The organism is Pseudonocardia sp. UM4_GMWB1 (assembly GCF_017312155.1).
Lineage (GTDB): Bacteria > Actinomycetota > Actinomycetes > Mycobacteriales > Pseudonocardiaceae > Pseudonocardia > Pseudonocardia alni.
Window position 1 is genome coordinate 2,018,924 of the sequence record NZ_QJPN01000001.1, and the last position, 26,962, is coordinate 2,045,885.

The 26,962-nt window shown below is 74.4% G+C and carries 25 protein-coding genes; 14 read left to right on the forward strand and 11 right to left on the reverse strand.

The genetic code is table 11. The features are described 5' to 3' along the window. The first annotated feature begins 35 nt into the window (after positions 1 to 35). Positions 36 to 935, forward strand: coding sequence for an LLM class flavin-dependent oxidoreductase (locus DMP15_RS09825; RefSeq protein WP_337825731.1), 900 nt, complete (start codon positions 36 to 38; stop codon positions 933 to 935). Here DMP15_RS09825 and DMP15_RS09830 read toward each other — a convergent pair. Continuing rightward, positions 911 to 2,338: a short-chain fatty acyl-CoA regulator family protein gene (locus tag DMP15_RS09830; RefSeq protein ID WP_337825732.1), complete on the reverse strand. Its 1,428-nt coding sequence runs from the start codon at positions 2,336 to 2,338 to the stop codon at positions 911 to 913. The genes DMP15_RS09825 and DMP15_RS09830 overlap by 25 nt on opposite strands. A gap of 210 nt (positions 2,339 to 2,548) precedes the next feature. Here DMP15_RS09830 and aceA point away from each other — a divergent pair, with 210 nt between their 5' ends. The 8 genes from aceA to DMP15_RS09870 all read left to right on the forward strand — a co-directional run bounded on the left by aceA (position 2,549) and on the right by DMP15_RS09870 (position 11,452). Then, the gene (gene aceA, locus DMP15_RS09835) at positions 2,549 to 3,853 is read left to right on the forward strand and encodes an isocitrate lyase (protein WP_337826684.1); all 1,305 of its coding nucleotides are present in this window, start codon (positions 2,549 to 2,551) and stop codon (positions 3,851 to 3,853) included. A gap of 12 nt (positions 3,854 to 3,865) precedes the next feature. Beyond that, positions 3,866 to 4,690, forward strand: coding sequence for an isocitrate lyase/phosphoenolpyruvate mutase family protein (locus tag DMP15_RS09840; protein WP_337825733.1), 825 nt, complete (start codon positions 3,866 to 3,868; stop codon positions 4,688 to 4,690). Then, positions 4,687 to 5,820: a bifunctional 2-methylcitrate synthase/citrate synthase gene (locus DMP15_RS09845; protein WP_337825734.1), complete on the forward strand. Its 1,134-nt coding sequence runs from the start codon at positions 4,687 to 4,689 to the stop codon at positions 5,818 to 5,820. Before DMP15_RS09840 ends, DMP15_RS09845 begins: the two co-directional genes overlap by 4 nt. 212 nt (positions 5,821 to 6,032) lie before the next feature. Further along, on the forward strand, positions 6,033 to 7,535 hold the full coding sequence (locus DMP15_RS09850) for a CoA-acylating methylmalonate-semialdehyde dehydrogenase (RefSeq protein WP_337825735.1): 1,503 nt from the start codon (positions 6,033 to 6,035) through the stop codon (positions 7,533 to 7,535). Beyond that, a complete protein-coding gene (locus DMP15_RS09855) occupies positions 7,532 to 8,689 on the forward strand; it encodes an acyl-CoA dehydrogenase family protein (RefSeq protein WP_337825736.1) in 1,158 nt (385 codons plus the stop codon). Before DMP15_RS09850 ends, DMP15_RS09855 begins: the two co-directional genes overlap by 4 nt. A 14-nt stretch (positions 8,690 to 8,703) precedes the next feature. After that, the gene (locus DMP15_RS09860) at positions 8,704 to 9,765 is read left to right on the forward strand and encodes an enoyl-CoA hydratase/isomerase family protein (RefSeq protein WP_337825737.1); all 1,062 of its coding nucleotides are present in this window, start codon (positions 8,704 to 8,706) and stop codon (positions 9,763 to 9,765) included. After that, the gene (mmsB, locus tag DMP15_RS09865) at positions 9,762 to 10,646 is read left to right on the forward strand and encodes a 3-hydroxyisobutyrate dehydrogenase (protein WP_337825738.1); all 885 of its coding nucleotides are present in this window, start codon (positions 9,762 to 9,764) and stop codon (positions 10,644 to 10,646) included. Before DMP15_RS09860 ends, mmsB begins: the two co-directional genes overlap by 4 nt. Further along, a complete protein-coding gene (locus DMP15_RS09870; RefSeq protein WP_337825739.1) occupies positions 10,643 to 11,452 on the forward strand; it encodes an enoyl-CoA hydratase in 810 nt (269 codons plus the stop codon). Before mmsB ends, DMP15_RS09870 begins: the two co-directional genes overlap by 4 nt. Here the strand turns inward: DMP15_RS09870 and eutC are convergent. From eutC to DMP15_RS09905, 7 genes are all read right to left on the reverse strand, one after another. After that, on the reverse strand, positions 11,409 to 12,146 hold the full coding sequence (gene eutC / locus DMP15_RS09875) for an ethanolamine ammonia-lyase subunit EutC (RefSeq protein ID WP_337825740.1): 738 nt from the start codon (positions 12,144 to 12,146) through the stop codon (positions 11,409 to 11,411). The two genes, DMP15_RS09870 and eutC, sit on opposite strands and share 44 nt — an antisense overlap. Then, on the reverse strand, positions 12,143 to 13,519 hold the full coding sequence (locus tag DMP15_RS09880) for an ethanolamine ammonia-lyase subunit EutB (protein ID WP_337825741.1): 1,377 nt from the start codon (positions 13,517 to 13,519) through the stop codon (positions 12,143 to 12,145). The genes eutC and DMP15_RS09880 overlap by 4 nt, the downstream gene beginning before the upstream one ends. Beyond that, the gene (gene eat / locus DMP15_RS09885; protein WP_179762123.1) at positions 13,516 to 14,910 is read right to left on the reverse strand and encodes an ethanolamine permease; all 1,395 of its coding nucleotides are present in this window, start codon (positions 14,908 to 14,910) and stop codon (positions 13,516 to 13,518) included. The genes DMP15_RS09880 and eat overlap by 4 nt, the downstream gene beginning before the upstream one ends. A 134-nt stretch (positions 14,911 to 15,044) precedes the next feature. Beyond that, positions 15,045 to 15,251, reverse strand: a complete 207-nt coding sequence (locus DMP15_RS09890; protein WP_337825742.1) for a hypothetical protein — start codon at positions 15,249 to 15,251, stop codon at positions 15,045 to 15,047. A 144-nt stretch (positions 15,252 to 15,395) separates the two neighbouring features. Beyond that, positions 15,396 to 17,057, reverse strand: coding sequence for an HlyD family efflux transporter periplasmic adaptor subunit (locus tag DMP15_RS09895; RefSeq protein ID WP_337825743.1), 1,662 nt, complete (start codon positions 17,055 to 17,057; stop codon positions 15,396 to 15,398). Positions 17,058 to 17,088: 31 nt separating this feature from the next. Further along, a complete protein-coding gene (locus tag DMP15_RS09900) occupies positions 17,089 to 18,309 on the reverse strand; it encodes an ABC transporter permease (RefSeq protein WP_073577369.1) in 1,221 nt (406 codons plus the stop codon). Next, positions 18,306 to 18,974 carry an ABC transporter ATP-binding protein gene (locus DMP15_RS09905; protein WP_073577370.1) on the reverse strand — a complete coding sequence of 223 codons (669 nt, stop codon included), beginning with the start codon at positions 18,972 to 18,974 and terminating at the stop codon, positions 18,306 to 18,308. Before DMP15_RS09905 ends, DMP15_RS09900 begins: the two co-directional genes overlap by 4 nt. 284 nt (positions 18,975 to 19,258) lie before the next feature. Here DMP15_RS09905 and DMP15_RS09910 point away from each other — a divergent pair, with 284 nt between their 5' ends. Beyond that, positions 19,259 to 19,714 (forward strand): MarR family winged helix-turn-helix transcriptional regulator, encoded by a 456-nt coding sequence (locus DMP15_RS09910; RefSeq protein WP_161151479.1) that lies wholly within the window; start codon positions 19,259 to 19,261, stop codon positions 19,712 to 19,714. Here DMP15_RS09910 and DMP15_RS09915 read toward each other — a convergent pair. Together DMP15_RS09915 and DMP15_RS09920 are read right to left on the reverse strand one after the other, a co-directional pair. Continuing rightward, a complete protein-coding gene (locus DMP15_RS09915) occupies positions 19,666 to 20,919 on the reverse strand; it encodes an FAD-dependent monooxygenase (RefSeq protein WP_337825744.1) in 1,254 nt (417 codons plus the stop codon). The two genes, DMP15_RS09910 and DMP15_RS09915, sit on opposite strands and share 49 nt — an antisense overlap. Positions 20,920 to 20,949: 30 nt before the next feature. Next, entirely contained in the window at positions 20,950 to 21,774 is an 825-nt protein-coding gene (locus DMP15_RS09920) for an LLM class flavin-dependent oxidoreductase (RefSeq protein WP_443217696.1), read from the reverse strand. A gap of 130 nt (positions 21,775 to 21,904) precedes the next feature. Here DMP15_RS09920 and DMP15_RS09925 point away from each other — a divergent pair, with 130 nt between their 5' ends. The 4 genes from DMP15_RS09925 (at position 21,905) to DMP15_RS09940 (ending at position 26,222) form a co-directional block, all read left to right on the forward strand. Then, entirely contained in the window at positions 21,905 to 22,471 is a 567-nt protein-coding gene (locus DMP15_RS09925) for a TetR/AcrR family transcriptional regulator (RefSeq protein ID WP_312888862.1), read from the forward strand. 78 nt (positions 22,472 to 22,549) lie between these two features. Next, entirely contained in the window at positions 22,550 to 23,098 is a 549-nt protein-coding gene (locus DMP15_RS09930) for a 2Fe-2S iron-sulfur cluster-binding protein (RefSeq protein WP_337825745.1), read from the forward strand. Further along, on the forward strand, positions 23,095 to 24,111 hold the full coding sequence (locus DMP15_RS09935) for an FAD binding domain-containing protein (RefSeq protein WP_179762127.1): 1,017 nt from the start codon (positions 23,095 to 23,097) through the stop codon (positions 24,109 to 24,111). Before DMP15_RS09930 ends, DMP15_RS09935 begins: the two co-directional genes overlap by 4 nt. Beyond that, the gene (locus DMP15_RS09940; RefSeq protein WP_337825746.1) at positions 24,108 to 26,222 is read left to right on the forward strand and encodes a xanthine dehydrogenase family protein molybdopterin-binding subunit; all 2,115 of its coding nucleotides are present in this window, start codon (positions 24,108 to 24,110) and stop codon (positions 26,220 to 26,222) included. The genes DMP15_RS09935 and DMP15_RS09940 overlap by 4 nt, the downstream gene beginning before the upstream one ends. Here DMP15_RS09940 and DMP15_RS09945 read toward each other — a convergent pair. After that, the gene (locus DMP15_RS09945) at positions 26,194 to 26,880 is read right to left on the reverse strand and encodes a type 1 glutamine amidotransferase (protein ID WP_337825747.1); all 687 of its coding nucleotides are present in this window, start codon (positions 26,878 to 26,880) and stop codon (positions 26,194 to 26,196) included. The genes DMP15_RS09940 and DMP15_RS09945 overlap by 29 nt on opposite strands. Positions 26,881 to 26,962 lie beyond the last annotated feature (82 nt).

Sequence of the window (26,962 nt, forward strand, 5' to 3'; positions counted from 1 at the left end):
TATGAAAGTCTGCTCAGATGTCCACAGTGTCTGGTGTGAGATGGGGCGTACTCACCCACGGCGCGGGCCCCCGCGACGCCGCGTCCGAGCTGGACGACACCGTCCGGCTCGCGGTGCTCGCCGAGGAGCTCGGGTTCTCCTCGTTCTGGGTCGCCCAGCACCACCTCGGCGCCCAGCAGGGCCACGTGTCCTCGCCGCTGGTCGTCCTCGCCGCGGTCGCGGCGCGTACCGCGCGCATCCGGTTGGGTACGGCCGTCGTCGTCGCGCCGCTGGAGCACCCGCTACGGCTCGCCGAGGACGCGGCCACGGTGGACGTGCTCAGCGGTGGCCGGCTGGAGCTCGGGCTGGGTGCCGGGTCGGACCCGGGGGTGTGGGAGGCCTTCGGGGTCGACCCGGCGCAGCGGTACGTCCGGCTCGACGAGGCCCTCGACGCGCTGACCGGTGCCGTCACACCGGCGGCACCGGGGCTGCGGGACCGGATGTGGCTGGCGACGTCGTCGGCGGGTGGGGTCGACACGGCGCTCCGGCACGGCCTGGGGCTGCTGTCCGGTCGCCGTTCCGGGCCCGCGGGCCCCGACGACCACCGCTCGGCCCGGCTGCTCGGGCGGTTCCGCGCGGCCGGGGGAGCCCGGGTGGGGCTGTCGCGGCCGGTGCTGCCCGGCGCGTCCCGTGCGGCCGTCCACGCCCTGCTCGCCCCGCACGTCGCCCGGCGCGGGCACGACCCGTCGGCCTGGTTCGCCGCCGGGAACGTCCACGCCGGGACCGGCCCCGAGGTCCTCGCCGCGCTGGCCGCCGACCCGTGCCTGCCCCACGTCACCGAGCTGCTCTGCCACGTGCAGCCCGCCCGGCTGACCCTCGACGAGCTGCGCCCCGTCCTGCGGGGGCTGGCGGCGGTGGCGGCCCGGGCCGCTCAGCGGCCGGCCGACACCGGATAGGGCACGAAGGTGCTGCGGTCCTCCAGGATCTGGGTCGCGTGGTCGAGGCGCGGGAAGGCCCGCTGCGGGCAGCGGGTCCGGCTGCAGACCCGGCACCCCGCGCCGATCGGGGTGGCCGCCGCGGGGTTGTCGAGGTCGAGCCCGTCGGAGTAGACGAGCCGGTGGGCATGGCGCAGCTCGCAGCCCAGCGCGATCGCGAACGTCTTGCCCGGCCGCCCCCAGCGGCGCTGCGAACCGGTGACGGTGCGCGCGACCCAGAGGTAGCGGGCGTCGTCGGGCATCGCCGCGACCTGCACGTCGATCTCACCGGGGGAGGCGAAGGCGCGGTAGACGTTCCACAGCGGACACGTCCCGCCGCCGCGGGAGAAGTGGAAGCCGGTCGCGGACTGGCGCTTGGACATGTTCCCCGCCCGGTCCACCCGCACGAACGAGAACGGGACCCCGGGCTCCGACGGGCGCTGCAGCGTCGACAGCCGGTGCGCGATCGTCTCGAAGCCCTGTCCGAAGTGGTCGGACAGGCGCTCGATGTCGTAGCGGAAGGTCTCCGCCGTCGTGCGGAACTCGCCGTAGGGCAGGGTCAGGGCGGCGGCGAAGTACCGGGCCAGGCCGATCCGGGTCAGCGTGTGGGTGTCGGCGTCGACGGGCTCCCGCGCGGCGAGGGCCTCGATCGTGTCGTCGTGCTCCAGCAGGGCGAGCTGGGTCGCCATCCGGAACGCCTGCTGTCCGGCGCGCAGTGTGGGCGAGAGCCGCAGCACCCGGTCGACGGGGTCGTAGCGGTGCAGCTCGCCGGCGCCGCCGCGGTCGTCCTCCAGTCCGGCGATGCCGACGCCGTGCACGCTGCGCAGCCGCTCCGCCAGCGCACGCCGCACCTCGCCGCGCCGGACCCCGATCGCGGTGGCCAGGGACTCGGCGGCGTCGTCGAGCTCGGCGACGTGGTTGCGGCGCCGGTAGAAGTAGTCGCGCACCTGCTCGTGCGGGGACGCCGACCGGACCCGGTCGCTGCCGTCGCGCGGGCCGTCGGCCGCCGCGGCCAGGTGCTCGTCGGCGCGCCGCCAGCGCCGGTACAGCTCCAGCACCGCGTCGGCGGCCGAGGGCAGCTCCGCGGCCAGCCGTTCGATCTGGCCCACCGGGACCGACCCGGCGGCCGAGGTGGTCTCGGCGAACACCTCGTGCAGCTCGGCGACGAGACGCTCGGGCCGCCGGGCCGCGAAGAACGCCGCGTCGACGCCGAACACCTCGGTGATCCGTAGCAGGACCGGCACCGTCAGCGGGCGTGAGCCGTGCTCGATCTGGTTGAGGTAGCTGGGCGAGATCTCCAGGGTGCGGGCCAGCTGGGCCTGGCTCATCGAGCGGGTCTCGCGCAGCGCGCGCAACCGGGTCCCCGGGATGCCTGACGTCGCCATGCCGCGGACTGTAGCCGAGGACACCCTTCGCAACCTTCGCAGAATCCGGTCGGAAGATGTGCAGGAGTTGGCAGGTCGCCACCGTCGCCGGACCCTGGTCCCGGCTCCGATGCTGGTCGCACCCCGTTCGGGAGATCGCCACACCCTCCGGTCACCACCGGCCGGGCCGTGAGCGCAGACACGGACGAGACCTTCGCAGAGGAGCACGACATGACCGGGACCCACCGCCAGGAGCGGATCGACGAGCTGGAGCGGCAGTGGGCGCAGGACCCGCGCTGGGCCGGGACCACCCGCGGGCACTCCGCACAGGACGTGGTGGCGCTGGCCGGCAGCGTCCGCGAGGAGCACACCCTGGCCCGTCTGGGCTCCGAGCGGCTGTGGCGGCTGCTGCACGAGCGCGACTACGTGCACGCACTCGGCGCGCTGACCGGTAACCAGGCGGTGCAGAGCGTGCGCGCCGGGCTGGAGGCGATCTACCTGTCCGGCTGGCAGGTGGCCGCCGACGCCAACCTGGCCGGGCAGACCTACCCCGACCAGAGCCTCTACCCGGCGAACTCGGTGCCGTCGGTGGTGCGCCGGATCAACAACGCGCTGCTGCGGGCCGACCAGATCAGCACCCTGGAGGGCCGTGCGGCCGCCGACGGCGGGGACGACCCGCACTGGCTGGTGCCGATCGTCGCCGACGCCGAGGCGGGCTTCGGCGGTCCGCTCAACGCCTTCGAGCTGATGCGGGCCATGATCGCCGCCGGGGCGGCGGGCGTGCACTGGGAGGACCAGCTCGCGTCGGAGAAGAAGTGCGGGCACCTGGGCGGGAAGGTGCTGGTCCCGACCTCGCAGCACGTCCGCACGCTGAACGCGGCGCGGCTCGCGGCCGACATCGCCGACGTGCCGTCGGTGATCGTCGCCCGGACCGACGCCCAGGCCGCCAACCTGATCACCTCCGACGTCGACGAGCGGGACCGGCCCTACCTCACCGGCGAGCGCACCGCGGAGGGCTTCCACCGGGTCACCGGCGGCATCGAGCCCTGCATCACCCGCGGTCTGGCCTACGCGCCGTACTCCGACCTGCTGTGGATGGAGACCTCGGTGCCGGACCTGGAGCTGGCGCGCAAGTACGCCGAGGCGATCAAGGGCGAGTTCCCGGACCAGCTGCTCGCCTACAACTGCTCGCCGTCGTTCAACTGGCGCAAGCACCTCGACGACGACACGATCGCCCGCTTCCAGCGGGAGCTGGGCGCGATGGGCTACGCGTTCCAGTTCATCACCCTCGCCGGTTTCCACGCGCTCAACCACTCGATGTTCGACCTGGCCAAGGGCTACGCCGCGAACGGCATGACCTCCTACGTGGCGCTGCAGGAGCGCGAGTTCGCCGCCGAGGCCGACGGCTACACCGCGATCAAGCACCAGCGCGAGGTCGGCACCGGCTGGTTCGACGCGGTCTCCACCGCGGTCAACCCGGAGTCGTCGACGACGGCGCTGGCCGGGTCCACCGAGTCCGAGCAGTTCCACGGCTGAACGGGTGCGCTGATGCTGCAGACCGACGTCCCCCCGGTCCGCAGGCGGACCGGGCTGCGCGCGGCACTCGGCCGTGCCCGGCCGGGGGCGCGACCACTGCGCTTCCAGACCGTCACCACCACCGCGGCCGCCCGCCAGGTCGCCGCGCTCGGCCTCGACGGCGTCCACGTGACGGCGGCGACCGCGGGCCTGGAGGAGCCGGTCGCGCTGACCGCGCGGATCGTGCGGGCCACCCCGCTGCCGGTCCTCGTGGACCTGGGCGGTGCCGGCGACGCCGACGACGTCGCCCGGTTCGAGGCCGCCGGCGCGTCCGGTGTGCACCTCGACGACACCGATCCCACCGACCACGCGGCCGACGACGTCGCGGCCCGGGTCCGCGCCGCCGTGCGGGCCCGCCGCGACCCGGACCTCCTCATCGGGGTCCGTACCACCGTCGGCGCCGCCGGCGGCCTGATCGAGACCATCGACCGTGCCCGCGCCTGTGTCGGCGCCGGTGCGGACGTGATCGTCGTCGAGGCGCCCGTGTCGCGGACCGCGTACACGGTCCTGCGCGAGGCCCTCGCCGTCCCGCTGCTCGTGACCGCGACCACGGTCACCGGCGGCGACCCGACCCCCGTCCTGCTGCCCACCGTCACGCAGCTCGCCGCCCTCGGCATGGACGTCGTGATCCACCCCGTCACCGGCCCGTGGGCCCCGACCGCCACCGACCGTGGCCGCCGGGACCCGCGCGACGCAGGAACACCACGAGGTCCCGCCGGCGCGCTCCCGCCCGGAGCCCACGGCGGCGACCGCACCCGGGACCGCGCCGCGGCTCCCGCCGGAGGAGGACACCGATGACCGAGAACCCGAGGGACACCCACGTCCGGCGCGGCCTGGTGGGGGTCGTCGCCGACACGACGTCGATCTCCGACGTCGACCCCTGCCGCAACGTGCTGCTCTACCGCGGCTACCCGGCGCCCGGACTGACCGAGCGCCACACCTTCCTCGACGTGGCGCACCTGCTGTGGACCGGCGAGCTGCCGGACGCGGCGGAGCTCGCCGCGCTGGAGCGTCGTGAACGGTCGCTGCGGGCGCTGGACCCCGCGTGCGAGGCGATGCTGCTGTCGCTGCCGACCGACTGTCACCCGATGGACGTGCTGCGCACCGCCGTGAGCCGGATCGGTGCCGCCGACCCCGCGACGGCGGACCGCTCCACCGACGCGAGTGCGGACAAGGCCGTGGAGCTGCTCGCGGTGCTGCCGACGGTCGTCGCGCTGGACCAGCGGCGTCGCCGCGGCCTGGACCCCATCCCGCCGGACCCCGGCCTCGGCCACGCCGAGAACGTGTTCCACATGACCTTCGGGGAGGTCCCCGAACCGGAGGTCGTGCGGGCGTTCGAGATCGCGATGATCCTCTACGCCGACCACGGCTTCAGCGCCTCCACCTTCGCCGCCCGGACCGTCACCTCCACCCGGTCGGACCTCTACAGCGCGGTCGTCGCCGCGCTCGGAGCGCTCAAGGGCGAGCTGCACGGCGGGGCGAACGAGGCCGTGATGACCCAGTTCGCCGAGATCGGCGACCCCGACCACGTCGACGACTGGCTGGCGGCCCGGCTCGAGGCCGGCGAGCGAATGATGGGCTTCGGGCACCGGGTCTACAAGCGCGGCGACTCGCGGGTGCCCGCGCTGCACGCGCAGATGCGGCGGGTCGCGGAGCTGCGCGGCGGCCGGGACCTGATGGCGCACTACGAGGTTCTCGCCGGCGCGATGCTCCGCGAGAAGGGGCTGCGCCCCAACCTCGACTACGCCGCGGGTCCGCTGTTCCACCTCATGGGGTTCGACACCCCGCTGTTCACCGCGCTGTTCGCGATGTCGCGGATCAGCGGCTGGACCGCGCACGTGATCGAACAGGCCGCACACAACGTCCTGATCCGTCCCGTCGCGCAGTACGACGGGAAGTCCCGGCGGGAGGTGGACGTCATTCGATGACACCCTGAATACGCGTCAGAGAACCGGACGGGTCCGATGCCCTGTCCGGTTCTCGGCGTGCCCGGAATTCGACGAAGAATGGTGTTTCGGAACACATCATCCCAGGTGGTGGACATAGATGGACGTCCGACTTTATGGTCGTGGGGCCAAGGCGGACGCTGTCGCGGACGCCGTTCCGGCTTCTCTCCCATCTCGTCGAACGGGGCACGCCCATGTCCGAAGTCATCGACCATTTCGTTTCCGGAAAACCGTGGACGGGTGCGTCCGTGCGATTCTCCGACGTCTTCGACCCCAACCACGGAACCGTCCGCAGCCGGGTCCGGCTCGCCGGTGCGGGCGACGTCGACGACGTCGTGCGCACCGCGGTGGCCGCGCAGCGGGAGTGGGCGGCGTGGAACCCCCAGCGCCGGGCGCGGGTCCTGCTCCGCTTCCTGGCGCTGGCGAACGCCCACGCCGACGAGCTGGCCGCGCTCCTGTCCTCCGAGCACGGCAAGACGCTCCCCGACGCCCGCGGCGACCTGCAGCGCGGGCTCGAGGTCGTCGAGTTCGCCGCCGGGGCCCCGCACCTGCTCAAGGGCGAGTACTCCACCGACGCCGGGCCGGGCATCGACGTCTACTCGATGCGCCAGCCGCTCGGCGTGGTCGCGGCGATCACGCCGTTCAACTTCCCCGCCATGATCCCGCTGTGGAAGGCGGCACCCGCACTGGCCTGCGGCAACGCGGTGATCCTCAAGCCTTCCGAGCGCGACCCGTCGGTGCCGGTCCGGATCGCCGAGCTCTTCGCCGAGGCCGGGCTGCCCCCGGGCGTGCTCAACGTCGTGCACGGCGACCGCGAGGCCGTCGACGCACTGCTGGTGCACCCCGACGTCGCCGCCGTCGGGTTCGTCGGATCCACCCCGATCGCCCGGCACGTGTACGCGACCGCCACCGCGCACGGCAAACGCGCGCAGTGCTTCGGCGGGGCGAAGAACCACCTCGTCGTGCTGCCCGACGCCGACCTCGACCAGGCCGCCGACGCCCTGTCCGGCGCCGCGTTCGGCTCGGCCGGACAGCGCTGCATGGCGATCTCGGTGGCGGTCCCGGTGGGGGAGGAGACCGCCGACCGGCTCGTCGCCAAGCTCGCCGAACGCGCCCGTGGCCTGGTCCTGGGCCGCTCGGACTCCGAGACCGCGGACCTCGGGCCGCTGGTCGGGGCCGACGCCGTCGATCGGGTCACCGGCGCGATCGACGCGGGCGTCCGCGAGGGCGCCGAGCTCGTCGTCGACGGGCGCGGGGTGCCCGCGCCCGAGGGCGCCGAGGGCGGCTGGTTCGTCGGCGGGACGCTGTTCGACCGGGTCACCACCGACATGGGCCTCTACCGCGACGAGATCTTCGGCCCCGTGCTGTCGGTGGTCCGGGCCGCCGACTACGCCGACGCGCTGCGGATCGCGAACTCCCACGAGTACGGCAACGGCGTCGCGATCTTCACCCGCGACGGCGACGCCGCCCGCGACTTCGCGGCGAAGGTCGAGACCGGCATGGTCGGCGTCAACGTGCCGATCCCGGTCCCGATCGCCTACCACACCTTCGGCGGCTGGAAGGCCTCCGGATTCGGCGACCTCAACCAGCACGGCCCGGACGCGTTCCGCTTCTACACCCGCACCAAGACCGTCACTTCGCGCTGGCCCTCCGGGATCAAGGACGGCGCCTCCTTCGTGATCCCGACGATGTCGTGACCGCCCGGTACGCCGAGACCGCCGAGCTGACCGACCTCCAGCGGGACCTCGTCGCCACGGCCGAGACCTTCGCCGCCGAGCGACTCGCACCGCACGCGGTGGCGTGGGACCGCGACAAGCACTTCCCGGTCGACGTGCTCCGCGAGGCCGCGAAGCTGGGCATGGCCGCGCTGTACGTCGCCGACGACCACGGCGGGACGGGGCTGTCCCGGCTGGATGCCGCGCTGGTGTTCGAGGCGCTGGCCACCGGCTGCCCGTCACTGGCCGGGTACCTGTCGATCCACAACATGGTCACCGGCATGGTCGACCGGCACGGCACCGCCGCCCAGCGCGAGCGGTACCTGCCCGCGCTGTGTGCGATGGACGAGCTCGCCTCCTACTGCCTCACCGAACCCGACGCCGGCTCCGACGCCGCGGCCCTGCGCACCACCGCCGTCCGCGACGGCGACGACTGGGTCCTCGACGGCGTCAAGCAGTTCATCTCCGGTGCGGGCACCTCCGACCGCTACCTGGTGTTCGCCCGCACCGGCGGGCCCGGCGCCGCCGGCATCAGCGCGTTCCTCGTCGCCCGCGACCTGCTCGCGTTCGGCCCGGACGAGCCCAAGATGGGGTGGAACGCCCAGCCCACCCGGCAGGTCGTGCTGCGCGGGGTGCGGGTGTCCGACGACGACCGGCTCGGTGCCGAGGGCGAGGGCTTCCGGATCGCGATGGGCGGGCTCGACGGCGGCCGGCTCAACATCGGCGCCTGCTCGCTCGGCGGGGCCCGTGCCGCGCTGGACCGGGCCGTCGCCCACCTCACCGACCGCACCGCGTTCGGGGCGCCGCTCGCGCGGCGCCAGGGGCTGCGGTTCCGGGTCGCCGACGCCCACACCGAGCTCACCGCGGCCCGGCTGCTGCTGCACCGCGCTGCCCGGGCCCTCGACGCGGACGAACCCGGGGCGACCCGGCTCTGCGCCATGGCCAAGCGGCTGGCCACCGACACCGGCCACGACGTCGCCGACACCGCCCTGCAGCTGCACGGCGGCTACGGCTACCTCGCCGAGTACGGCATCGAGAAGATCGTGCGGGACCTGCGCGTGCACCGGATCCTCGAAGGCACCAACGAGGTGATGCGCGTGATCGTCTCCCGCGGACTGATGGGAGCGGACCAGTGACCACCTTCGGCGACGTGCGCCTCACACGCACCGGCCGGATCGGGCACATCGAGCTCGACCGGCCCCGGGCGATCAACGCCCTGACCCACGACATGGTCCGCGCGATCGCCGCGGCCCTCGACGACTGGGAGCACGACGACGGGATCGGCGCGGTGCTGCTGACCGGCGCGGGCGAGCGCGGCCTGTGCGCGGGCGGCGACATCCGCGCCATCCACGACGACGCGCGGGCCGGCGGCACCGCGACCCGGGACTTCTGGCGCGACGAGTACCGGCTGAACGCCCGGATCGCCCGCTACCCGCGGCCGTTCGTGGCGGTCATGGACGGGCTCGTCATGGGCGGCGGGGTCGGGGTCTCGGCCCACGCGAGCCACCGGATCGTCACCGAACGCACGCAGATCTCCATGCCCGAGACCGGGATCGGGTTCGTCCCGGACGTCGGGGGCACCTGGCTGCTCGGCCGTGCCTCCGGTGAGCTCGGCACGCACGCCGCGCTGACGGGGTGCCGGCTCGGCCCGGGCGACGCCCTGGCCATGGGCCTGGCCGACTGGTACCTGCCGACCGACACCGTCCCGGCGCTGCTCGCCGCGCTCGGCGACGTCCGGGTGACCGGCGCCGCGTTCGACGAGCACCTCGGGCACCTGCTCCAGCACCTCGCCGCCCCCGAGCCCGAGGCCGGGCTCGGCGCGTCGCGGTGGTGGATCGACCGCTGCTACGCCGACGGCACCGCCGAGCAGATCGTCGCCCGGCTCTCGGCGTCCGGCGTGCCCGACGCCGAGGACACCGCCAAGACGATCGGGCAGCGCTCGCCGTCGTGCGTGAAGGTTGCGCTGGAGTCGGTGCGCCGGGCGCGCCGGCTCCCGTCGCTGGAGCACGCGCTCGACCAGGAGTTCCGGGTGTCGCTGCGCTGCCTCACCGAACCGGACATGGTCGAGGGGATCCGCGCGCAGGTCGTCGACAAGGACCGCAACCCGCGCTGGAACCCACCGGTGCTCGAACAGGTCGACGACACCCTGGTGGACGGCTATTTCGCGCCGCTCACCGACACCGACGAGCTGGGGCTGGGGGAGGACCGATGAGCCGGATCGCCGTCGTCGGACTGGGGAACATGGGCGGCCCGATGGCCGCCAACCTGGTCGCCGCCGGGCACGAGGTCACCGGGTACGACCCGGCCCCGGCGGCCCGCGACACCGCGGCCGCCGCCGGGGTGACGGTGCACCCCACCGGCCCCGACGCCGTCCGCGACGCCGAGGTGGTGATCACCATGCTGCCCACCGGCGGGCACGTGCTGGCCGTCCACGACGAGCTGCTCCCGGCCGCTCCGGACGGTGCGCTGTTCGTGGACTGCTCGACCATCGACGTCGCCTCCGCCCGGGCGGCCCACACGCGGGCCGCCGCGACCGGGCACCCGTCGGTCGACGCCCCCGTCTCCGGCGGCGTCGTGGGTGCGGCGGCCGGGACGCTCACCTTCATGGTGGGCGGTGAGCAGGCCGCCGTCGACGCCGCGGGGCCGGTCCTCGCCGTGCTCGGGAAGCGCACGGTCCACTGCGGAGGGCCGAGCGCGGGCCAGGTCGCGAAGATGTGCAACAACATGGTGCTCGGCGCGTCGATGGTCGTGGTCGCCGAGGCCTTCGTGCTGGCCGAGCGTCTCGGGCTGGAACCGCAGGCCCTCTACGACGTGCTGTCCACCTCGTCCGGCCGGTGCTGGGCGGTCGACACCAACTGCCCCGTGCCCGGGCCGGTGCCCACCAGCCCGGCCAACCGGGACTTCACCGGCGGGTTCGCCGCCCAGCTCATGCTCAAGGACCTGCGGCTCGCCGACGCCGCGGCCGCCGAGGCCGGCGTCGACACCGCGGTCGGCAGGCGCGCCACCGAGCGCTACGCCGAGTTCACCGCGCGCGACCCGCGCACCCAGGACTTCTCGGCGATCATCACCGACATCCGGAGGGAACAGTCGTGACCGGGTACACCACGATCGTCGTCAGCACCCCGGCCGAGGGGGTCGGGCTGGTCCGGCTGGACCGGCCGAAGGCGCTCAACGCGCTGAATCAGGAGCTCATGCACGAGGTGGTCACCGCCGTGCGGGCCTTCGACGCCGACCCGGCCGTCGGGGCGGTGGTGATCACCGGTTCGGACCGGGCGTTCGCCGCCGGGGCCGACATCGCCGAGATGGCCGGGCTGTCGCACGCCGAGGTCGTCGCGACCGACCTGTTCGCCGGCTGGGACGGCCTGACCGGGCTGCGCACCCCGCTCGTCGCGGCCGTCGCCGGGCACGCGCTCGGGGGCGGCTGCGAGCTCGCGATGCTGTGCGACGTGCTGGTCGCCGCCGACACCGCCCGGTTCGGGCAGCCCGAGATCCGGCTCGGGGTCATCCCCGGGATCGGCGGCTCGCAACGGCTCACCCGCGCGGTGGGCCGGGCGAAGGCGATGGACCTGTGCCTCACCGGGCGCACCATGGACGCCGCGGAGGCCGAGCGGTCCGGCCTGGTCAGCCGGGTGGTCCCGGCGGACACCCTGCTCGACGAGGCCCTCGCCGTCGCGTCCACGATCGCGGGGATGTCGCGCACGGCCACCGCCGCGGCGAAGGAGGCCGTGGCCGTCGCGCTGGAGACCTCGCTGGCCGAGGGGCTGCGGTTCGAGCGCCGGACCTTCCACGCCCTGTTCGCCACGCCGGATCGGACGGAGGGGATGGCGGCCTTCCTGGAGAAGCGGCCCGCCGTGTTCAGCCGTCCGGACCACCCGGGGGCAGCGCCGGATCGGCCTTGAGGGCGACCCCGGACAGCTTCAGCCGCCGCGCCTCGCTCATCAGCAGGGCGAGCGTGGTCGCGGCGGCGGCGTAGCCGGTGCCGTGCGGCGGGCGGACGTTGGAGATGCAGTTGCGCTCCGAGTCGCGGCGGCCGCGGTGGGCGTCGTAGGTGAAGTACAGCCCGAGCGAGTCGACCGAGCTCATCCCCGGCCGCTCCCCGACGAGCACGACGACGTGCCGCGCCCCGACCGCGGTCGCGATCTCGTCGCCGAGCGCGACACGGGCCTGGGTGGCGACGACGACCGGCGCCACCCGCCACCCGTCGAGCCGGTCGAGGATCTCGGCCAGCATCCCCGGGGCGTGCTCGGCGACCGCGCGGGGCGAGAGCCCGTCGGCGACGACGAGCACCACGTCGTGCTCCCCGCGCGGCAGGTCGGCGCCGCCGGCGAGACGACGGCCCAGGTCGGGCCGGGTCAGGTACTCGGTGCGGTCGACCGGGGCCCCGGCGGCGCGCAGCGTGTCCACCCCGAGCGCGGCGATCCGGTCGATGAGCGCGTCGACGTCGAGCGGGGTGTGCACGGCGTCGCGCGCCGCGGCGTGCGCGGCGCGCAGCTCCAGCAGCCGCGCGGTCGGCAGTGCGTCCCCGGCCCGGCCGAGCGCCACCCGCGCCCGGGTGGAGGCCCGCAGCAGCTCCAGCGGGTCCGCCGCGCTCACCCCACACCCGCCGTCAGCGCACGGACCGCCGCGGGGGCCAGCTCCTTGAGCCGTCCGTCCGGTGCCAGCATGTCCATGGTGGACAGCCACCCCTCGAACTCGGGGGCGGGACGCAGGCCCAGCACCTGACGGGCGTAGAGCGCGTCGTGGAAGGACAGCGACTGGTAGTGGAGCATCACGTCGTCGCCGCCGGGCACGCAGATCACGAACGAGCAACCGGCCGCGCCGAGCAGGGTGAGCAGGGCGTCGGTGTCGTCGGCGTCGGCCTCGGCGTGGTTGGTGTAGCAGACGTCGACGCCCATCGGGACACCCAGCAGCTTCCCGCACAGGTGGTCCTCCAGACCGGCGCGGGTGATCTGCTTGCCGTCGTAGAGGTACTCCGGCCCGATGAACCCGACGACGGTGTTGACCAGCAACGGGTCGAACGCGCGGGCGACGGCGTAGGCCCGCGCTTCCAGCGTCTGCTGGTCGACGCCGTGATGGGCGTCGGCGGACAGCGCGGAGCCCTGCCCGGTCTCGAAGTACATGCAGTTCGTGCCGACGGTGCCCCGGCCCAGCGACAGCGCCGCGTCGTGCGCCTCGCGCAGCATCGCCAGGGTCACCCCGAACCCGGTGTTCGCCGCCTCGGTCCCGGCGACGGACTGGAACACCAGGTCCACCGGGGCGCCGCGCTCCATGATCTCGATGGAGGTCGTGACGTGGGCGAGCACGCAGGACTGGGTGGGGATGTCGTAGCGGGTGCGCACCTCGTCGATCAGGTGCAGCAGGTCGGTGGTGCGCTGCGGCGAGTCGGTCGCCGGGTTGATGCCGATGACGGCGTCGCCGCAGCCGAGCAGCAGCCCGTCGACGATGGACGCGGTCACCCCGGACGGGTCGTCGGTGGGGTGGTTGGGCTGCAGCCGGGTCGCCATCGTGCCGGGCAGCCCGACCGTGGAGCGGAACGCGGTGACGACCGGGGTGCGCCGCGCGACGGCGATCAGGTCCTGCAGCCGCATCAGCTTGGCCGTCGCCGCGACCATCTCCGGGGTCAGGCCGGGCGCGAGCGCGGTGGTGTCGGTGGACGGGTCGAGCAGGTGCTCACGGAACCCGCCGACGGTCATCGACGCGACCGGGGCGAACGCCGCGCGGTCGTGCGAGTCGACGATCAACCGGGTCACCTCGTCGTCCTCGTAGGGGACGACCTGCTCGGTCAGGAACGTCGCGAGCGGCAGGTCGGCGAGCACCGTCTGGGCGGCCACGCGCTCGGACTCCGAGCGGGCGGCGACACCGGCCAGCACGTCCCCGGAGCGTTCCGGGGTGGCGGCGGCCAGCAGCGCCCGCAGGTCCGCGAATTCGTGGGTGTGCCCCCCGACGGAGGCCCTGCGGGTCGTCACGTGAGCTCGGCCTCCGCCTGTGCCAGCGCCGCGAACTCCTCGTCGGGGGCCGCGGCGACCAGGTGGTGTCGGGAGTAGAGCGCGAAGTACAGCATGAACAGGGCGAAGGCGCCGAGGGTCGCGCCCGCCGCGACCGGGTCGACGAGGAACGTCGCGATGACGGCGAGCACGGCGACGACCAGCGCGAACCCGGTCGTGACGACGCCGCCGGGGGTCCGGTAGGGCCGCGGCATCTCCGGCGCGGTCCGGCGCAGCACGATGTGGCTGACCATCATCAGCACGTACGACAGCGCGGCCCCGAACACCGCCATGTTCAGCAGCACGTCCCCCTGCCCGGTCAGCGAGAGCAGGAACCCGATCGCGCCGGGGACGATCAGGGCGAGGGTGGGCGCCTTGCGGCTGTTGGTCACCGACAGCACCCGCGGCAGGTACCCGGCACGCGACAGCGCGAAGGTCTGGCGGGAGTAGGCGTAGATGATCGAGAAGAAGCTCGCGACGAGCCCGGCCAGACCGACGTAGTTGACGACGACCCCGGCGGTCGACCCGCCGAGCGCCTCGACGAGCGGGTTGCCCGACTCCGACAGCGTCTGCGCGCCGAGCGCGCCGGTCGCGAGGACCAGCACCAGCGCCCCGGTGACGAGCAGGACCAGCATCGCGGCGACGATCCCGCGGGGCACGTTGCGCTCGGGGTCGCGTGCCTCCTCCGCGGCCAGCGGGACGCCCTCCAGCGCGAGGAAGAACCAGATCGCGAACGGCACCGCCGACCAGATCCCCAGGTAGCCGAACGGCAGGAACGGTGACGCCCCGGCGGCCGCGGTCGGCGCGATGTCGACGAGGTTCGCGGCGTCGAACAGTGGCACGGCGGCGACGGCGAAGATCAGCAGCCCGAGCACGGCGATCGCGGTGATCACGAACATGACCTTGAGGGCCTCGCCGACCCCGGCGATGTGGATACCGATGAACACCAGGTAGGCGGCGAGGTAGACCCACCAGCCGTCGGTGATCCCGAACAGGCCGAGTGACTCGACGTAGGCGCCGATGAAGGTGGCGATCGCCGCGGGGGCGATGGCGTACTCGATGAGGATCGCGGTGCCGGTCGCGAACCCGCCCCACGGGCCCAGCGCGCGGCGGGCGAAGGTGTAGCCGCCGCCCGCGGCGGGCAGCGCCGAGGACAGCTCGGCCATGCCCAGCACCATCGCGAAGTACATGCCCGCGATGACGACACCGGCGATCAGCAGCCCGCCGAACCCGCCCTGGGCGAGGCCGAAGTTCCAGCCGGAGTAGTCGCCGGAGATGACGTAGCTGACGCCGAGCCCGGCGAGCAGGACCCAGCCCGCCGCCCCGGTCCGCAGCTGTCGTCGTTCCAGGTACTCCGACGGATCGTGGGCCATGGCGTCCTCCCGGGGCACGTCCTCGCCGACGGAACCGTCGGTGTGGGGACAAGCTAGGGAGTGCGGGCCGGACCGGGGTAGGGCCGCGCGGGGTAACCGTGTGAAGAGTGTGTGTCCGCCCCGCACCGGGGTGCTCAGTCCGCGAGCTTGCTGATCGCCTGCGCCCAGAGGAAGAACTTGTTGGTGCCCAGGTCACGGACGGTCGTGATGTTGAACGCCTCCTTGAGGAGCTTCGCGTCGCCCTCGGAGACGCCCTTCAGCGAGTCGACGGGGGCGTCGGCCAGCTCCTCGACGCCCTTGCCCTCGTACGCCTTGTCGAACTTACCGGCGATGTCGCCCACGACTGCTCCTTCCCGATGCGGCCCGGGGCCGCGTCCTACGGATGTGCGTGGGCCAGCCTGGCAGTGATCGTTGCGGGACCGAACGACCGACACCCGTGACTCGGTGAACGGGCGAGCGAGCCGCCGAGCGTGACCCCGCGGCGGTCAGTTCCCGCCCTGGCCACCCCCGCCGGGCCCGCCGCCAGGACGGCCCGGCGTCGCCTCGACGGTGGCCTGCGGCAGCAGGACCTGCTGGCCGTCGTCGAGGCCGGACCGCACCTCGGTGAACTGGTCGCCCACCAGGCCGGGACCGAACTGCCGGGTCACCGCGGCGCCGTCGTCGCCGGGCACGTCGACGACCGAGCGGCCGCCCTCCTGCCGGACGGCGGTGTTCGGCACCCGCAGCACCCCGTTGCGGGCCTCGGTACGCACGTCGGCCTGCGCGGTCTGGCCGTCGCGCAGCTGCGGGTCGGTGCGGTTCAGCACGACGGTCGCGTAGTAGCTCACGACGCCCGACAGCTGCGTCGCGGTCGGCGCGACGGCGACCACGGTCGCCGGCAGGCTCACCCCGGGCAGCGCGTCGACGGTGACGTCGACGGTCTGGTTCGGCGCTACCCGGGCGGCGTCGCTCTCCTCGAACGGGACGACCAGCTGGTAGGTCTGCAGGTCGTTGAGGGTGAGGAACGGCGCCCCGCCCGCTGCGGACGCGCCGCCACCGGTGGCCCCCGCGCCGCCCGAGGCCGCCGACGCCGACCCGACGGCCTGCGGGATCCGGGCGTCGGTGCCGGGGGCGAGCGCGGTCGCGGCGCTCGCGGCGGGCACGACGTCACCGACCGCGCCGTTGATCGCGGACACGGTGCCGGCGACCGGGGCGCGCAGCAGGGTGTCGTCGAGCGCGCGCTGGGCGTCGGCGAGGGTGTTGCGGGCGTCGGCGACCACGGCGTCCTGCACCGCGACGTCGGCAGGTGCGTCGTTGTTCGCCCCGGTGAGCTGCGAGCGGGCGTCGGACACCGCACTCTCGGCGTTCGCGATCGAGACCCGGCCGGAGGCGGCGCCGGTGTCCCGGGTGCCCTCGGCCTGCGCCAGCGCCGTCTGCGAGGTGATGACCTGGCCCTTCGCCGTCGTCACGGCCTGCTCGTCGGTGGCGACGGCGGTGCAGGCCGGGTCGGTCGTCGCCGCGCCGAGGCCGGACCCGCCCGAGGTGCCGGACCCGCCGGACAGACCGCCGAGCAGCCCGCCGCCGGACGGGTCGGCGGTGGGCTCCGGGGTCGCGGACGCGGTGCTGCCGCCGGAGCGCTTGCAGGCCCGCCGGTCGGTCTCCAGCTTCTCCTGGGCCGCGGCGAGCTGCTTGCGGTCGAAGGCGAGCTGGACCCTCGCCCGCTCGACGGCGGTGTCGTTCGCCGCGTTCTGCGCCCCGACCTGGTCGCGGGTCGCGGCCAGTACCGACTCGGCCGAGGCCAGCGACGCCTGCGCGGCCTCGACGGTGTTCGCGCCGGTCAGCTTGCCCAGCGACGCCTGCTGCTGGTCCAGCCCCGCCTGCGCGGCGGCGACCTGGGACAGGGCCTCGGCGTCGTCGAGCCGGGCGAGCGGCTGCCCGGCGGCCACGGTCTCGCCGACCTCCACGAGCAGCTCGGTGACCCGGCCGCCGTCGGTGAACCCGAGGTTCTGCTGGGTGATCGACACCAGCGACCCCGACGCCGACACCCCGGTGGAGACCACACCCCGGTCGACGACGGCCGTCGGCGGCGGCTGGTCCCCTCCGGTGCAGGCCGTGAGGCCGACGAGTCCGGCGAGCAGCAGGCTGCCCGCGAGCCGCAGTCGGGTCATGAAGTGCTCCTCGGTGCTGTCGCGGGCGCTGTCACTGGTGCCGCAGGGCGTCGATGGGCCGCATCCGCGCGGCCCGGTTGGCGGGGAAACCGCCCGCGAGCAGCCCGATCAGCAGGCTCACCCCGAAGGCGAGCACCACCGATCCGGCCGACACCGTCGGGGCGGGGAAGTCGGGTACGAGGCGGGGCAGGACGATCCCGGCCAGCACGGACACACCGACGCCGACCAGGATCCCGATGACCCCCCCGATGCCGGTGAGGACCATCGCCTCGATGAGGAACTGCTGCAGGATCGCGCGGCGGCGCGCGCCGATGGCCTTGCGGATGCCGATCTCGCGGGTCCGCTCGGTCACCGTGACCAGCATGATGTTGGCGACGCCGATGCTCCCGACCAGCAGCGAGATGCCCGCGACCGCCGCGACGAAGATCGTCACGAAGCTCAGGACCTGCGAGGACTGGTCGAGCAGGCTCTGCAGCGCGGTGACGGTGTAGTCGCGGTCCTGCGGGTCGTCGATGCGGTGCCGGTCGTCGAGGACCGTCGTGACCTGCTCGACCGCCTGCGGCACCGCGTCGGTGGACACCGCGCGCACGGTGATCTGGTCGACGACGTCGCCGCCACCGGTCAGGTAGGCGCGTGCGGCGCCCAGCGGCATGACGGCGATGTCGTCCTGCTGGCCGTTGGCGGCGAGCACGCCGATCACCCGGAATGAGGTGCGGCCGATCCGCACCTCCGAGCCGAGCGCCTCGCCGGCGCGGCCGCCGAACAGCGTCGCCACCGGGTTGGGGCCGAGCACGACGACCTTCGCCCGGGTCGTGGCCTGGCGGTCGTCGAAGAACGACCCGACGACGAGCTCCCGGTTGGTGATGTCGAGGTAGTCGGCGTCGGCGCCGGTCACGCCGCTGCGGACGCTCCCGCCACCGGCCAGCTGCAGCTGCGCCGAGCCGGTCACCGTCGGGCTGACCGAGGCGACCGCGGGTGCGGAGGCCCGGTCCCGCAGGGCGCGGACGTCGGCGTCGGTGAGGTCGCGCGGCGTGCCGCTGCCGCTGATGCCACCGCGGTCCGGGGTGATCTGGATCTGGTTGGCGAGCGGGCCGAACGCGTCGGCGACGAAGCGCTGCAGACCGTTGCCGAAGGCGACCAGCACGATCACCGCGGCGACCCCGATGATGATCCCGAGCATCGTCAGCAGCGACCGCAGCGGCCCGGCCCGCAGGCCCCGTACCGCGATCCGCGCGGACTCCCAGATCGTCATCGGCGCTCGTCACCCACGATCCGGCCGTCGCGCAGGGTCACCACGCGCTTGGCGAACTCCGCGACCTCGGGCTCGTGGGTGATCAGCACGACGGTGCGGCCGCTCTCGTTCAGCTCCACGAACAGGTTCATGACGTCGGTGGTCGAGGCGGTGTCGAGGTTCCCCGTCGGCTCGTCGGCCAGGATCATCGAGGGGTCGGTGACCAGGGCACGGGCCACCGCGACGCGCTGCTGCTGGCCGCCGGAGAGCTCGTTGGGCCGGTGGTCGCCGCGGTCGCCGAGCCCGACCCGTTCCAGCGCGCGCCGCGCCCGGCCCCGGCGGTCGCGCCCGCCGGCGTAGACCAGCGGCAGCTCCACGTTGGCCAGCGCCGAGGTGCGCGGCAGCAGGTTGAACGACTGGAAGACGAAACCGATCTTCTGCAGCCGGACGTCGGCGAGCCTGTTGTCCGACATCCGGCCGACGTCGATGCCGTCGAGCCGGTAGGCGCCGGAGCTCGGCACGTCGAGGCAGCCGAGGATGTTCATCATCGTGGACTTGCCCGAGCCGGAGGGGCCCATGATCGCGACGAGGTCGCCGTCGTCGACGTGCAGGTCCACGGCGTCGAGTGCGCGCAGCTCGAGGGCTCCGGTCCGGTAGACCTTGGAGACCCCCTCCAGCTCGATCACGATTCCGGAGATTACGCACGGGGCGGTTCCGGGAAATCGTCGGGTCGCCGTCGGGAATGGTGCGCAGAAATATGGCGTCACCCGATCGGGTGGAAGGTTGCGCAGGGCCGTCACCTGCGGGTCGTCGATCAGTTGATGCGGATTCATTCCCATTCGACGGTCGAGAGCGGGGAGGTGTCCCCGAAACGGCGTCGCGAATTCGTGACCACCTCGTGACCGGTCCTGCCGCGGCTGCGGCCGGGCCCGTCCGGCTACGGTGCCGTGGACCGACGCCGGGAGGCCGCATGGGCGAGCGACGACACCTGCTGGAGGGGCTGGCCGGCCCGACCCTCGCGCTGGAGGCGGTGAACCGGGCGACCCACGAGTTCACCGGCAGGCAGGCCCGGCGGGCGGGGCTGCACCCGACCGACCTGTGGGCGTTGCGGCTGCTCGACGTGCACGACTCGCTCGGGCCGACCGAGCTGGCCCGGCGGCTGGACCTGCGGCCGGCCTCGACCACCGCGCTGATCGACCGGCTCGAGGCGGCCGGCCACCTCGAGCGTGTCCCCGACCCGCACGACCGCCGCCGGGTCACCGTGCGCTCGCGGGAGGAGTCCTTCCGCGCGCGGCTCGCGCAGTGGGAGCCGGCCGTCCGGGCCCTCGACGACGTCGCCCGCCGCCTCTCCGCCGACGAGGGCGAGGTCGTCGAGCGCTACCTGCGCGCGGTCGTCGCCACGCTCGACGAGCTCGGCGCCGGGTAGTCCGGGAGCCGGAACGCGTCGACCGCGCCGGTCGGGGTGGCCCCGAGCAGCCCGGTCACCCGCTTCCCGACCGGGCTCGCGACGGCCCGGAACGCGGTGCGCAGCGTCCGGATCCCGGCCCGGGTCCGCGGGTTGGCCAGCGTCAGCGGCGGCAGCTTCTGCGCCTGCTCGGTCGCGGGCCTCAGCAGCTCCTCGTAACGGTGTAGCGCACCCGCGGTGTCGCCGGGGCGGGAGGCCAGCTCCCCGGCCAGTACGTAGGCACCGATCAGGGCCAGGCTCGTGCCCCCGCCGCCCAGCGGCGACGGGCAGTACGCGGCGTCGCCGAGCAGTACCACCCGTCCCGAGCTCCAGCGCGGGGCCGTGACCTGCCCGACGGCGTCGAAGTACATCGGGGCCCCGCCCGGCCCGTCGCCGAGCTCCCGCATGATCCGCGGGGCGACCCAGCCCGCGTCGGCGAAGGTCCGCCGCAGGACGGTGCGGACGTCGGCGTCGCCGAGGGTCTCCAGGCCGCGCACCCCGGACAGGAAGGTCAGCATGGCGCGGGTGGTGCCCAGGTTGTCCGGGCGCAGGTGCACCCCGCGCGAGCCGGTCTCGTGGAACCAGTTCCACCAGGCGTCGTCGTCGGCGGTGCGGGGGATCGTCAGGTAGGCGCCGTACAGGCCGGTCTCGCGGACGGTGACGTCGTCGAACACCAGGTCGCGGGTGCGCGACCGCAGCCCCTCGGCGACCACGACGAGGTCGGCGGTGACCGTGGTGCCGTCGTCGAGGGCGACCCGGGCCGGGCCGTCGCCGGCGCCCCGGTCCTCGACGCCGGTGATCCGGGTGCCGAACCGGAACGCCGTGGACCCCGGCGCGGCCCCGATCAGCACCCGGGTCAGCTCGCCGCGCAGGATCTCCAGCTCGGCGGTCGGACCGTCGGCCGACCCGGTCGGGTCCATCGGGATCTCGGCGACCGGGCGCCCGTCGTCGCCGATCACGCGGAAGCCGACCTCGCGGGTGCCGGCGGCCCGCACGGCGTCCTCCAGGCCCATCCGGCGCAGGACCTCACGAGCGGTGCCACGGACGTCGATGTTGTGCCCCTCGTCGCGCTGCCGCGGCGCGCGCTCCAGGACGGTCGTCCGCCAGCCGTACGCGGCCAGGCGCAGGGCGAGCGCGGAGCCGGCGATGCCGGCGCCGGAGATGAGGGCGTGCCGGGAGGAGGCCATGGTAGTTAGATGACCGAACTATCCGGTCGGCTAAACCTGCGCGACGATCTCGTCGGCCACCCAGCGGGCGGCACCCTGCGGGAACGGGGCGGGCAGCCCCAGGACCACGTGCCCGAAGCCCGCGCCGACGGCGGCGGACACCCGCTCGCGGGCGTCCGCCGGGTCGTCGTAGGAGACGCCCAGGTGGATCGACCGGGTGATCTCCGCCGGGTCCCGGTCGATGTCGGCGCACAGCTCGTCGAGCAGCGCGCTGCGGGCGACGGCGTCGTCGAGGTCGCCGCCGGGGATGTTCCAGACGTCGGCGTGCCGGGCCGCGATCCGCAGCGTCGCCCTGGCCCGTCCGCCGATCACGATCGGCGGGTGGGCCTGCACCGGCTTCGGGCTGCCGAACGCGCCGGTGAGCCGCACCTGCTCGCCGTCGACGTCGAACGGCTCGGTCTCGGTCCACAGCCGCCGGATCACCGTGCAGGCCTCGTCGAGCGCGGTGACGGCGTCGGCGGTGGCGGCGAAGGGCAGGCCGTGCGCCTCGTACTCGCGGCGGGCGAGCGGGTGGTCCGGGCGGGACCCGACGCCGATGCCCAGGTCGAGCCGTCCGCCGGAGACGACGTCGACCGTCGTCGCGATCTTGGTCAGCACCGCGGGCGGGCGGAACCGGTTGCTGGTGACCAGCAGACCCAGACGCAGCCGTCGGGTCCGAGCGGCCAGCGCGGACAGGGTGGTCCAGCCGTCGAGGGCCGGCCCCAGCGGGTCGCCGCCGATCGGCATGAGGTGGTCGAACAGCCAGGCGTGCTCGATGCCGGGCAGCTCGTCGGCCTCCAGCCAGACGCGCAGCAGGTCGTCGTAGGTGGTCTGCATCTGGGCGGTCATGATGCCGATGGACGCTCGGGACACGGGAACTCCTGTGCGGGACGACGGCGGACGATGAAACGGAACAATGTTCCGAGTACGATACGGAACAGTGTTCCGGTCAGCAAGGGAGTGTGCGGTGGGTGTGCAGCGGGAACCGGTCCGGTCCGACGCCCGGCGGAGTCGTGCCGCCCTGCTCGAGGCCGCCGCGGCCGAGTTCGTGACCGCGGGCGTCGACGCGCCGGTCCGGGCGATCGCCGCCCGCGCAGGGGTCGGCGTGGGGACGGTCTACCGGCACTTCCCCACCCGGCCCGACCTGGTCGTCGCCGTCTACCGGCACCAGGTCGAGGGGTGTGCGGCGGCCGCACGGACCTGCCTGGACGCCGGTCCGACGCCGTTCGACGCCCTCGTGGCCTGGGTCGGGGAGTTCGTCGACCTGCTCGTCACCAAGCACGGGCTGGTCGCGATGCTCGTCCACGACGACGGCCGCTCCGCCGCGCTGCACGAACTGTTCCTGGAGCGGCTCCTGCCGGCGGGGGAGGGGATCGTCCGGGCGGCGCAGGAGGCCGGGCAGCTGCCGTCCGACGTCACCGCCTACGAGGTGCTGCGGGGGATCGGCAACCTCTGCTTCGGCGCCGAGGCCGACTCCGCCTACGACGCCCGCCGCGCCGTCGGCTTCTTCCTCGCGGGCCTCCGGGTTGCGTAACCGGAACAGCGTTCCTATATTTCCGGAGGAGGCTCCGTTTCGAGCTCTCCACTCCGTCTCCCGAAGGAGCGCACCATCGTGGACTCCACGATCTCCCTCACCGTCGACGGCCGTCGCCACGAGCTGACGGTCGACACCCGGACCACCGTCCTCGACGCGCTGCGTGACCGGCTCGGCGTGACCAGCGCCAAAAAGGGCTGCGACCACGGCCAGTGCGGTGCGTGCACCGTCCTGCTGGCCGCACCCGGTGAACAGGGGCCGGGCCGCCGCGTGCTGTCCTGCCTCTCGCTCGCCGTCGCCCACGACGACGCCGCGGTCACCACCGCCGACGGCCTCGGCACCGGTGCGGACCTGCACCCGCTCGCCGAGGCCTTCGTCGCGCACGACGCCTACCAGTGCGGCTACTGCACCCCCGGCCAGATCTGCTCGGCCGTCGGGATGCTGGACGAGGCCCACGCCGGGCACCCCAGCGCGGTCACCGCCGACCTGTCCGGCGACGGACCGGCCGTGCTGGACCGCGCCGAGATCGCCGAGCGCCTGTCCGGGAACCTGTGCCGCTGCGCCGCCTACTCCGGCATCGTCGACGCCGTCGGTGCCGTGGGCACCGGGACGGGGGCGTCGCGGTGAAGCCGTTCGCCTACACCCGTCCCGGCGACGCCGCGGCAGCGGTCGCGGTCGTCTCCGCCGACCCGTCCGCCGCCTACCTGGCCGGCGGGACCAACCTCGTCGACCACCTCAAGCTGGGCCTGGTCGAGCCGGGCACGCTCGTCGACGTCACCGGCCTGCTGCCCACCGGGATCACCCCGACCCCCGACGGCGGCCTGTCCATCGGCGCGGGCGCCCGCAACACCGACGTCGCCGTGGACCCGCGGGTCCGGCGCGACTACCCGGCACTGTCCGCGGCGCTGCTCGCCGGGGCCTCGGGGCAGCTGCGCAACATGGCGACGACCGGCGGGAACCTGCTGCAGCGCACCCGCTGCTCCTACTTCGCCGACCTCACCGCGCCCTGCACCAAGCGCGACCCCGGGCAGGGCTGCTCCGCGCAGCACGGCTGGGCCCGCCACCACGCGATCCTCGGCGCACCCGAGGGCGGCTGCATCGCGACCCACCCGTCGGACATGGCGGTCGCGCTGGCCGCGTTCGACGCCCGCGTGCACGTCCTCGGCCCGGACGGGGAGCGCACCGTCGCCGCCACCGAGCTGCACCGGCTGCCCGGCGACGACCCGGGCCGCGACACCGTGCTGGAGCACGGGGAGCTGATCACCTCGGTCGAGCTGCCCGCGCTGCCGGTCGCCGCGCACTCCACCTACCGCAAGGTCCGCGACCGCGCCTCGTACGCGTTCGCGCTGGTGTCGGTCGCCGCGGCCCTCGACGTCGCCGACGACGGCACCGTCCGCGACGTGCGGATCGCCCTCGGCGGGGTCGCGCACCGGCCGTGGCGGGCGCGCCGCGCCGAGCAGGCGCTGCTCGGCGGGCCCGCCACCGACGAGGCGTTCCGCGCAGCCGCGACGGCCGAGACCGCCGACGCCCGCGCCGTCGACACCGCCGTCGGCGGCAACGCCTTCAAGATCCCGCTGGTGGCCGGCACGGTCACCGCCACCCTGCGCGGCCTCGCCGCGCACCGGACGGAGGCCGCATGACCAGCACCGTCACCCCCGGCACCCGGACCGACGGCGCCGCAGGCACGTCGCACACCCGGATCGAGGGCCCCGCCAAGGTCACCGGCAACGCCGTCTACGCCTATGAGCAGGACGCGGTCGACCCGCTGCACCTGCGCGGCGTCGGCGCGACGGTCGCCCGCGGCCGGGTCCGCGCCGTCGACACCACCGCCGCGGCCGCGGTCCCCGGGGTGGTCGCGGTGCTCACCCCGGACACCGCGCCCCGGATCGACGGCAGCGCCACCACCGAGCAGTCGGTGCTGCAGTCCGGCGAGGTGCACCACCGCGGCCAGTACGTCGCCGCGGTGCTCGCTGAGACCGCCGAGGCGGCCCGGGAGGCGGCCGACCTCGTCGTCGTCGGCTACGACGCCGAGCCCGCCACCACCGCGTTCGACCCGGGATCGGCCGAGGCCTACACCCCCGAGGTCGTCGTCGCGTTCCCGCCGGACACGCGCACCGGCGACCCGGAGACGGCGTTCGACGAGGCTCCCGTGCAGGTCGACGCCACCTACACGACGCCGATCGAGTACCACCACCCGATGGAGCCGCACAGCACCGTCGCCCGCTGGGACGGCGACCACCTCACGCTGTTCGAGGCCTCCCAGGCGGTGTGGTCGGCCCGGCGCGAGCTCGCGCAGATGTTCGGTATCGGCGACGACGACGTCACCGTCGTCTCACCGCACGTCGGCGGCGGGTTCGGTACCAAGGGCACGCTGCACGGCGGGTCGGTGCTGGCCGTCGTCGCCGCCCGGGCGGTCCCCGGACGGTCGGTCAAGCTGGCGCTGACCCGCCGCGAGATGACCGACCTGACCGGCTACCGCCCGGCGACCGTGCAGCGGGTCCGGCTCGGTGCCGGGACCGACGGGCGGCTGCACTCCCTCGGCCACGACGTCGTCGAGTCCGGGGCGCGGATGGCCGAGTTCGGCGAGCCGACCGCAGTGATCAGCAGGCACCTCTACGCGTCGCCGCACCGGCGGACCTCGCACCGGGTCGTGCCGCTGGACCTGTCCACGCCGACGTACATGCGCGCACCCGGCGAGGCGCCCGGCAGTTTCGGCGCGGAGTCCGCGCTGGACGAGCTCGCCGTCGCGCTCGGGATCGACCCGGTCGAGCTGCGGATCCGCAACGAGCCCGACGTCGACCCCGACACCGGCAGGCCGTTCTCCAGTCGCAACCTCGTGGCCTGCCTGCAGCGCGGCGCCGAGCGGTTCGGCTGGGCCGACCGGGACCCGCGCCCGCGCACCCGGCTCGTCGACGGCTGGTGGCACGGCACCGGCGTGGCCGCCGCGTTCTTCCCGAGCTTCGCGATGCCCGGCTCCGCCGCCGCGATCCGGTACGCCGACGGCGGTGCCGGTGCGCCGGGCCGCTACCGGGTGGACATCGCCGCGGCCGACATCGGGCAGGGCGCCCGCACGGTGCTCACCCAGATCGCCGCCGAGGCGCTCGGGGTGCCGCCCGCGCAGGTCGACCTGAACCTCGGCGACACCGGGCTGCCGCACGCGACCATGGCCGGTGGGTCGGCGGGTACCGCGTCCTGGGCGACGGCGATCGTCGAGGCCGCCGACCGGTTCCGCGACAAGTGGGGCACCGACCCCGAGGACGCGGCGGAGGCCGACGGCGTCGCCGGGCACAACCCGGCGATGGCCGAGTACGCGATGGGTGCGCACGGGGCGCACTTCGTCGAGGTCGCGGTGCACGCCGACACCGGCGAGATCCGGGTGCCGCGGATGCTGGGGGTGTTCGCCGCGGGCCGCATCCTCAACCCGCTGACCGCGCGCTCGCAGTTCCTCGGCGGGATGGTGTGGGGGCTGTCGATGGCGCTGCACGAGGAGGGCGTCGTCGACCCGGCCCGCGGGCACGTCGTCAACCACGACCTCGCCGGCTACCACGTGGCGGCGAACGCCGACGTCGGCGACATCGACGCCGAGTGGGTCGACGAGGACGACCCGCACGTCAACCCGGTGGGCGCCAAGGGGATCGGGGAGATCGGGATCGTCGGGGTGGCCGCGGCCGTCGCGAACGCCGCCCACCACGCCACCGGCGTGCGGGTCCGGTCGCTGCCGATCACCCTGGAGCACTTCCTGGGGGCCTGAGCGCGAGCGCCAGGACCCGCTCGGCCCGCTCGGCGAGCCGCTGCGGGTCCTGGGCCGCCGTCGCCGCCCGCAGGGCCCGCGCGTCGAGGCCGTCGGGCACACCGAGGGTGTACCAGCGCTCCAGCAGGTCCACGGTCATCTCGGGGTGGAACTGCACGCCCACGCTGCGACCGGCCACGAACGCCTCGTGTCCGGCCCCGCCGGCGGCGAGCAGTTCCGCCCCGGTCGGTGCGACGAGCTGCTCGGCGTTCCAGCAGAACCACGGCCCGGCCGGGAGGCGGCCATCGGCCGGGTCGACCGGGTGCCATCCGATCCGGGCGGCCGGCAGCGTCGTCCGGGAGCCGCCGAGCGCCTCGGCGAGGAGCTGGGCGCCGAAGCAGATCGCCAGCACCGGCACACCGGCGTCGTGCGCCCGGCGCAGGAACGCGACCTCACGGACCGCCCACCCCGCGATCCGCTCCCTCGGCCACGGCGCGCCGAGGGTGACCACCAGGCCGGCCCCCGTCGGGTCGGGGAACCCGGCGTCGACGTCCGGGGTGTCGTACCGGTCCGCGGGCACCACCGTCGTCCACTCCGGACGGATCCCGCGTCGTTCCAGGGCCGGTCCCAGCGCCCCGAGGCCGGCGACGTGGTCGTGGCCGATCACGATGGCGCGCACCGGCACATCCTGCCACCGCCCGGGTTTGCGCCGCGCGGTCGTGGGTAGTCCTCCGGCGGCCCGCGCCCATGTGCGCACGGCG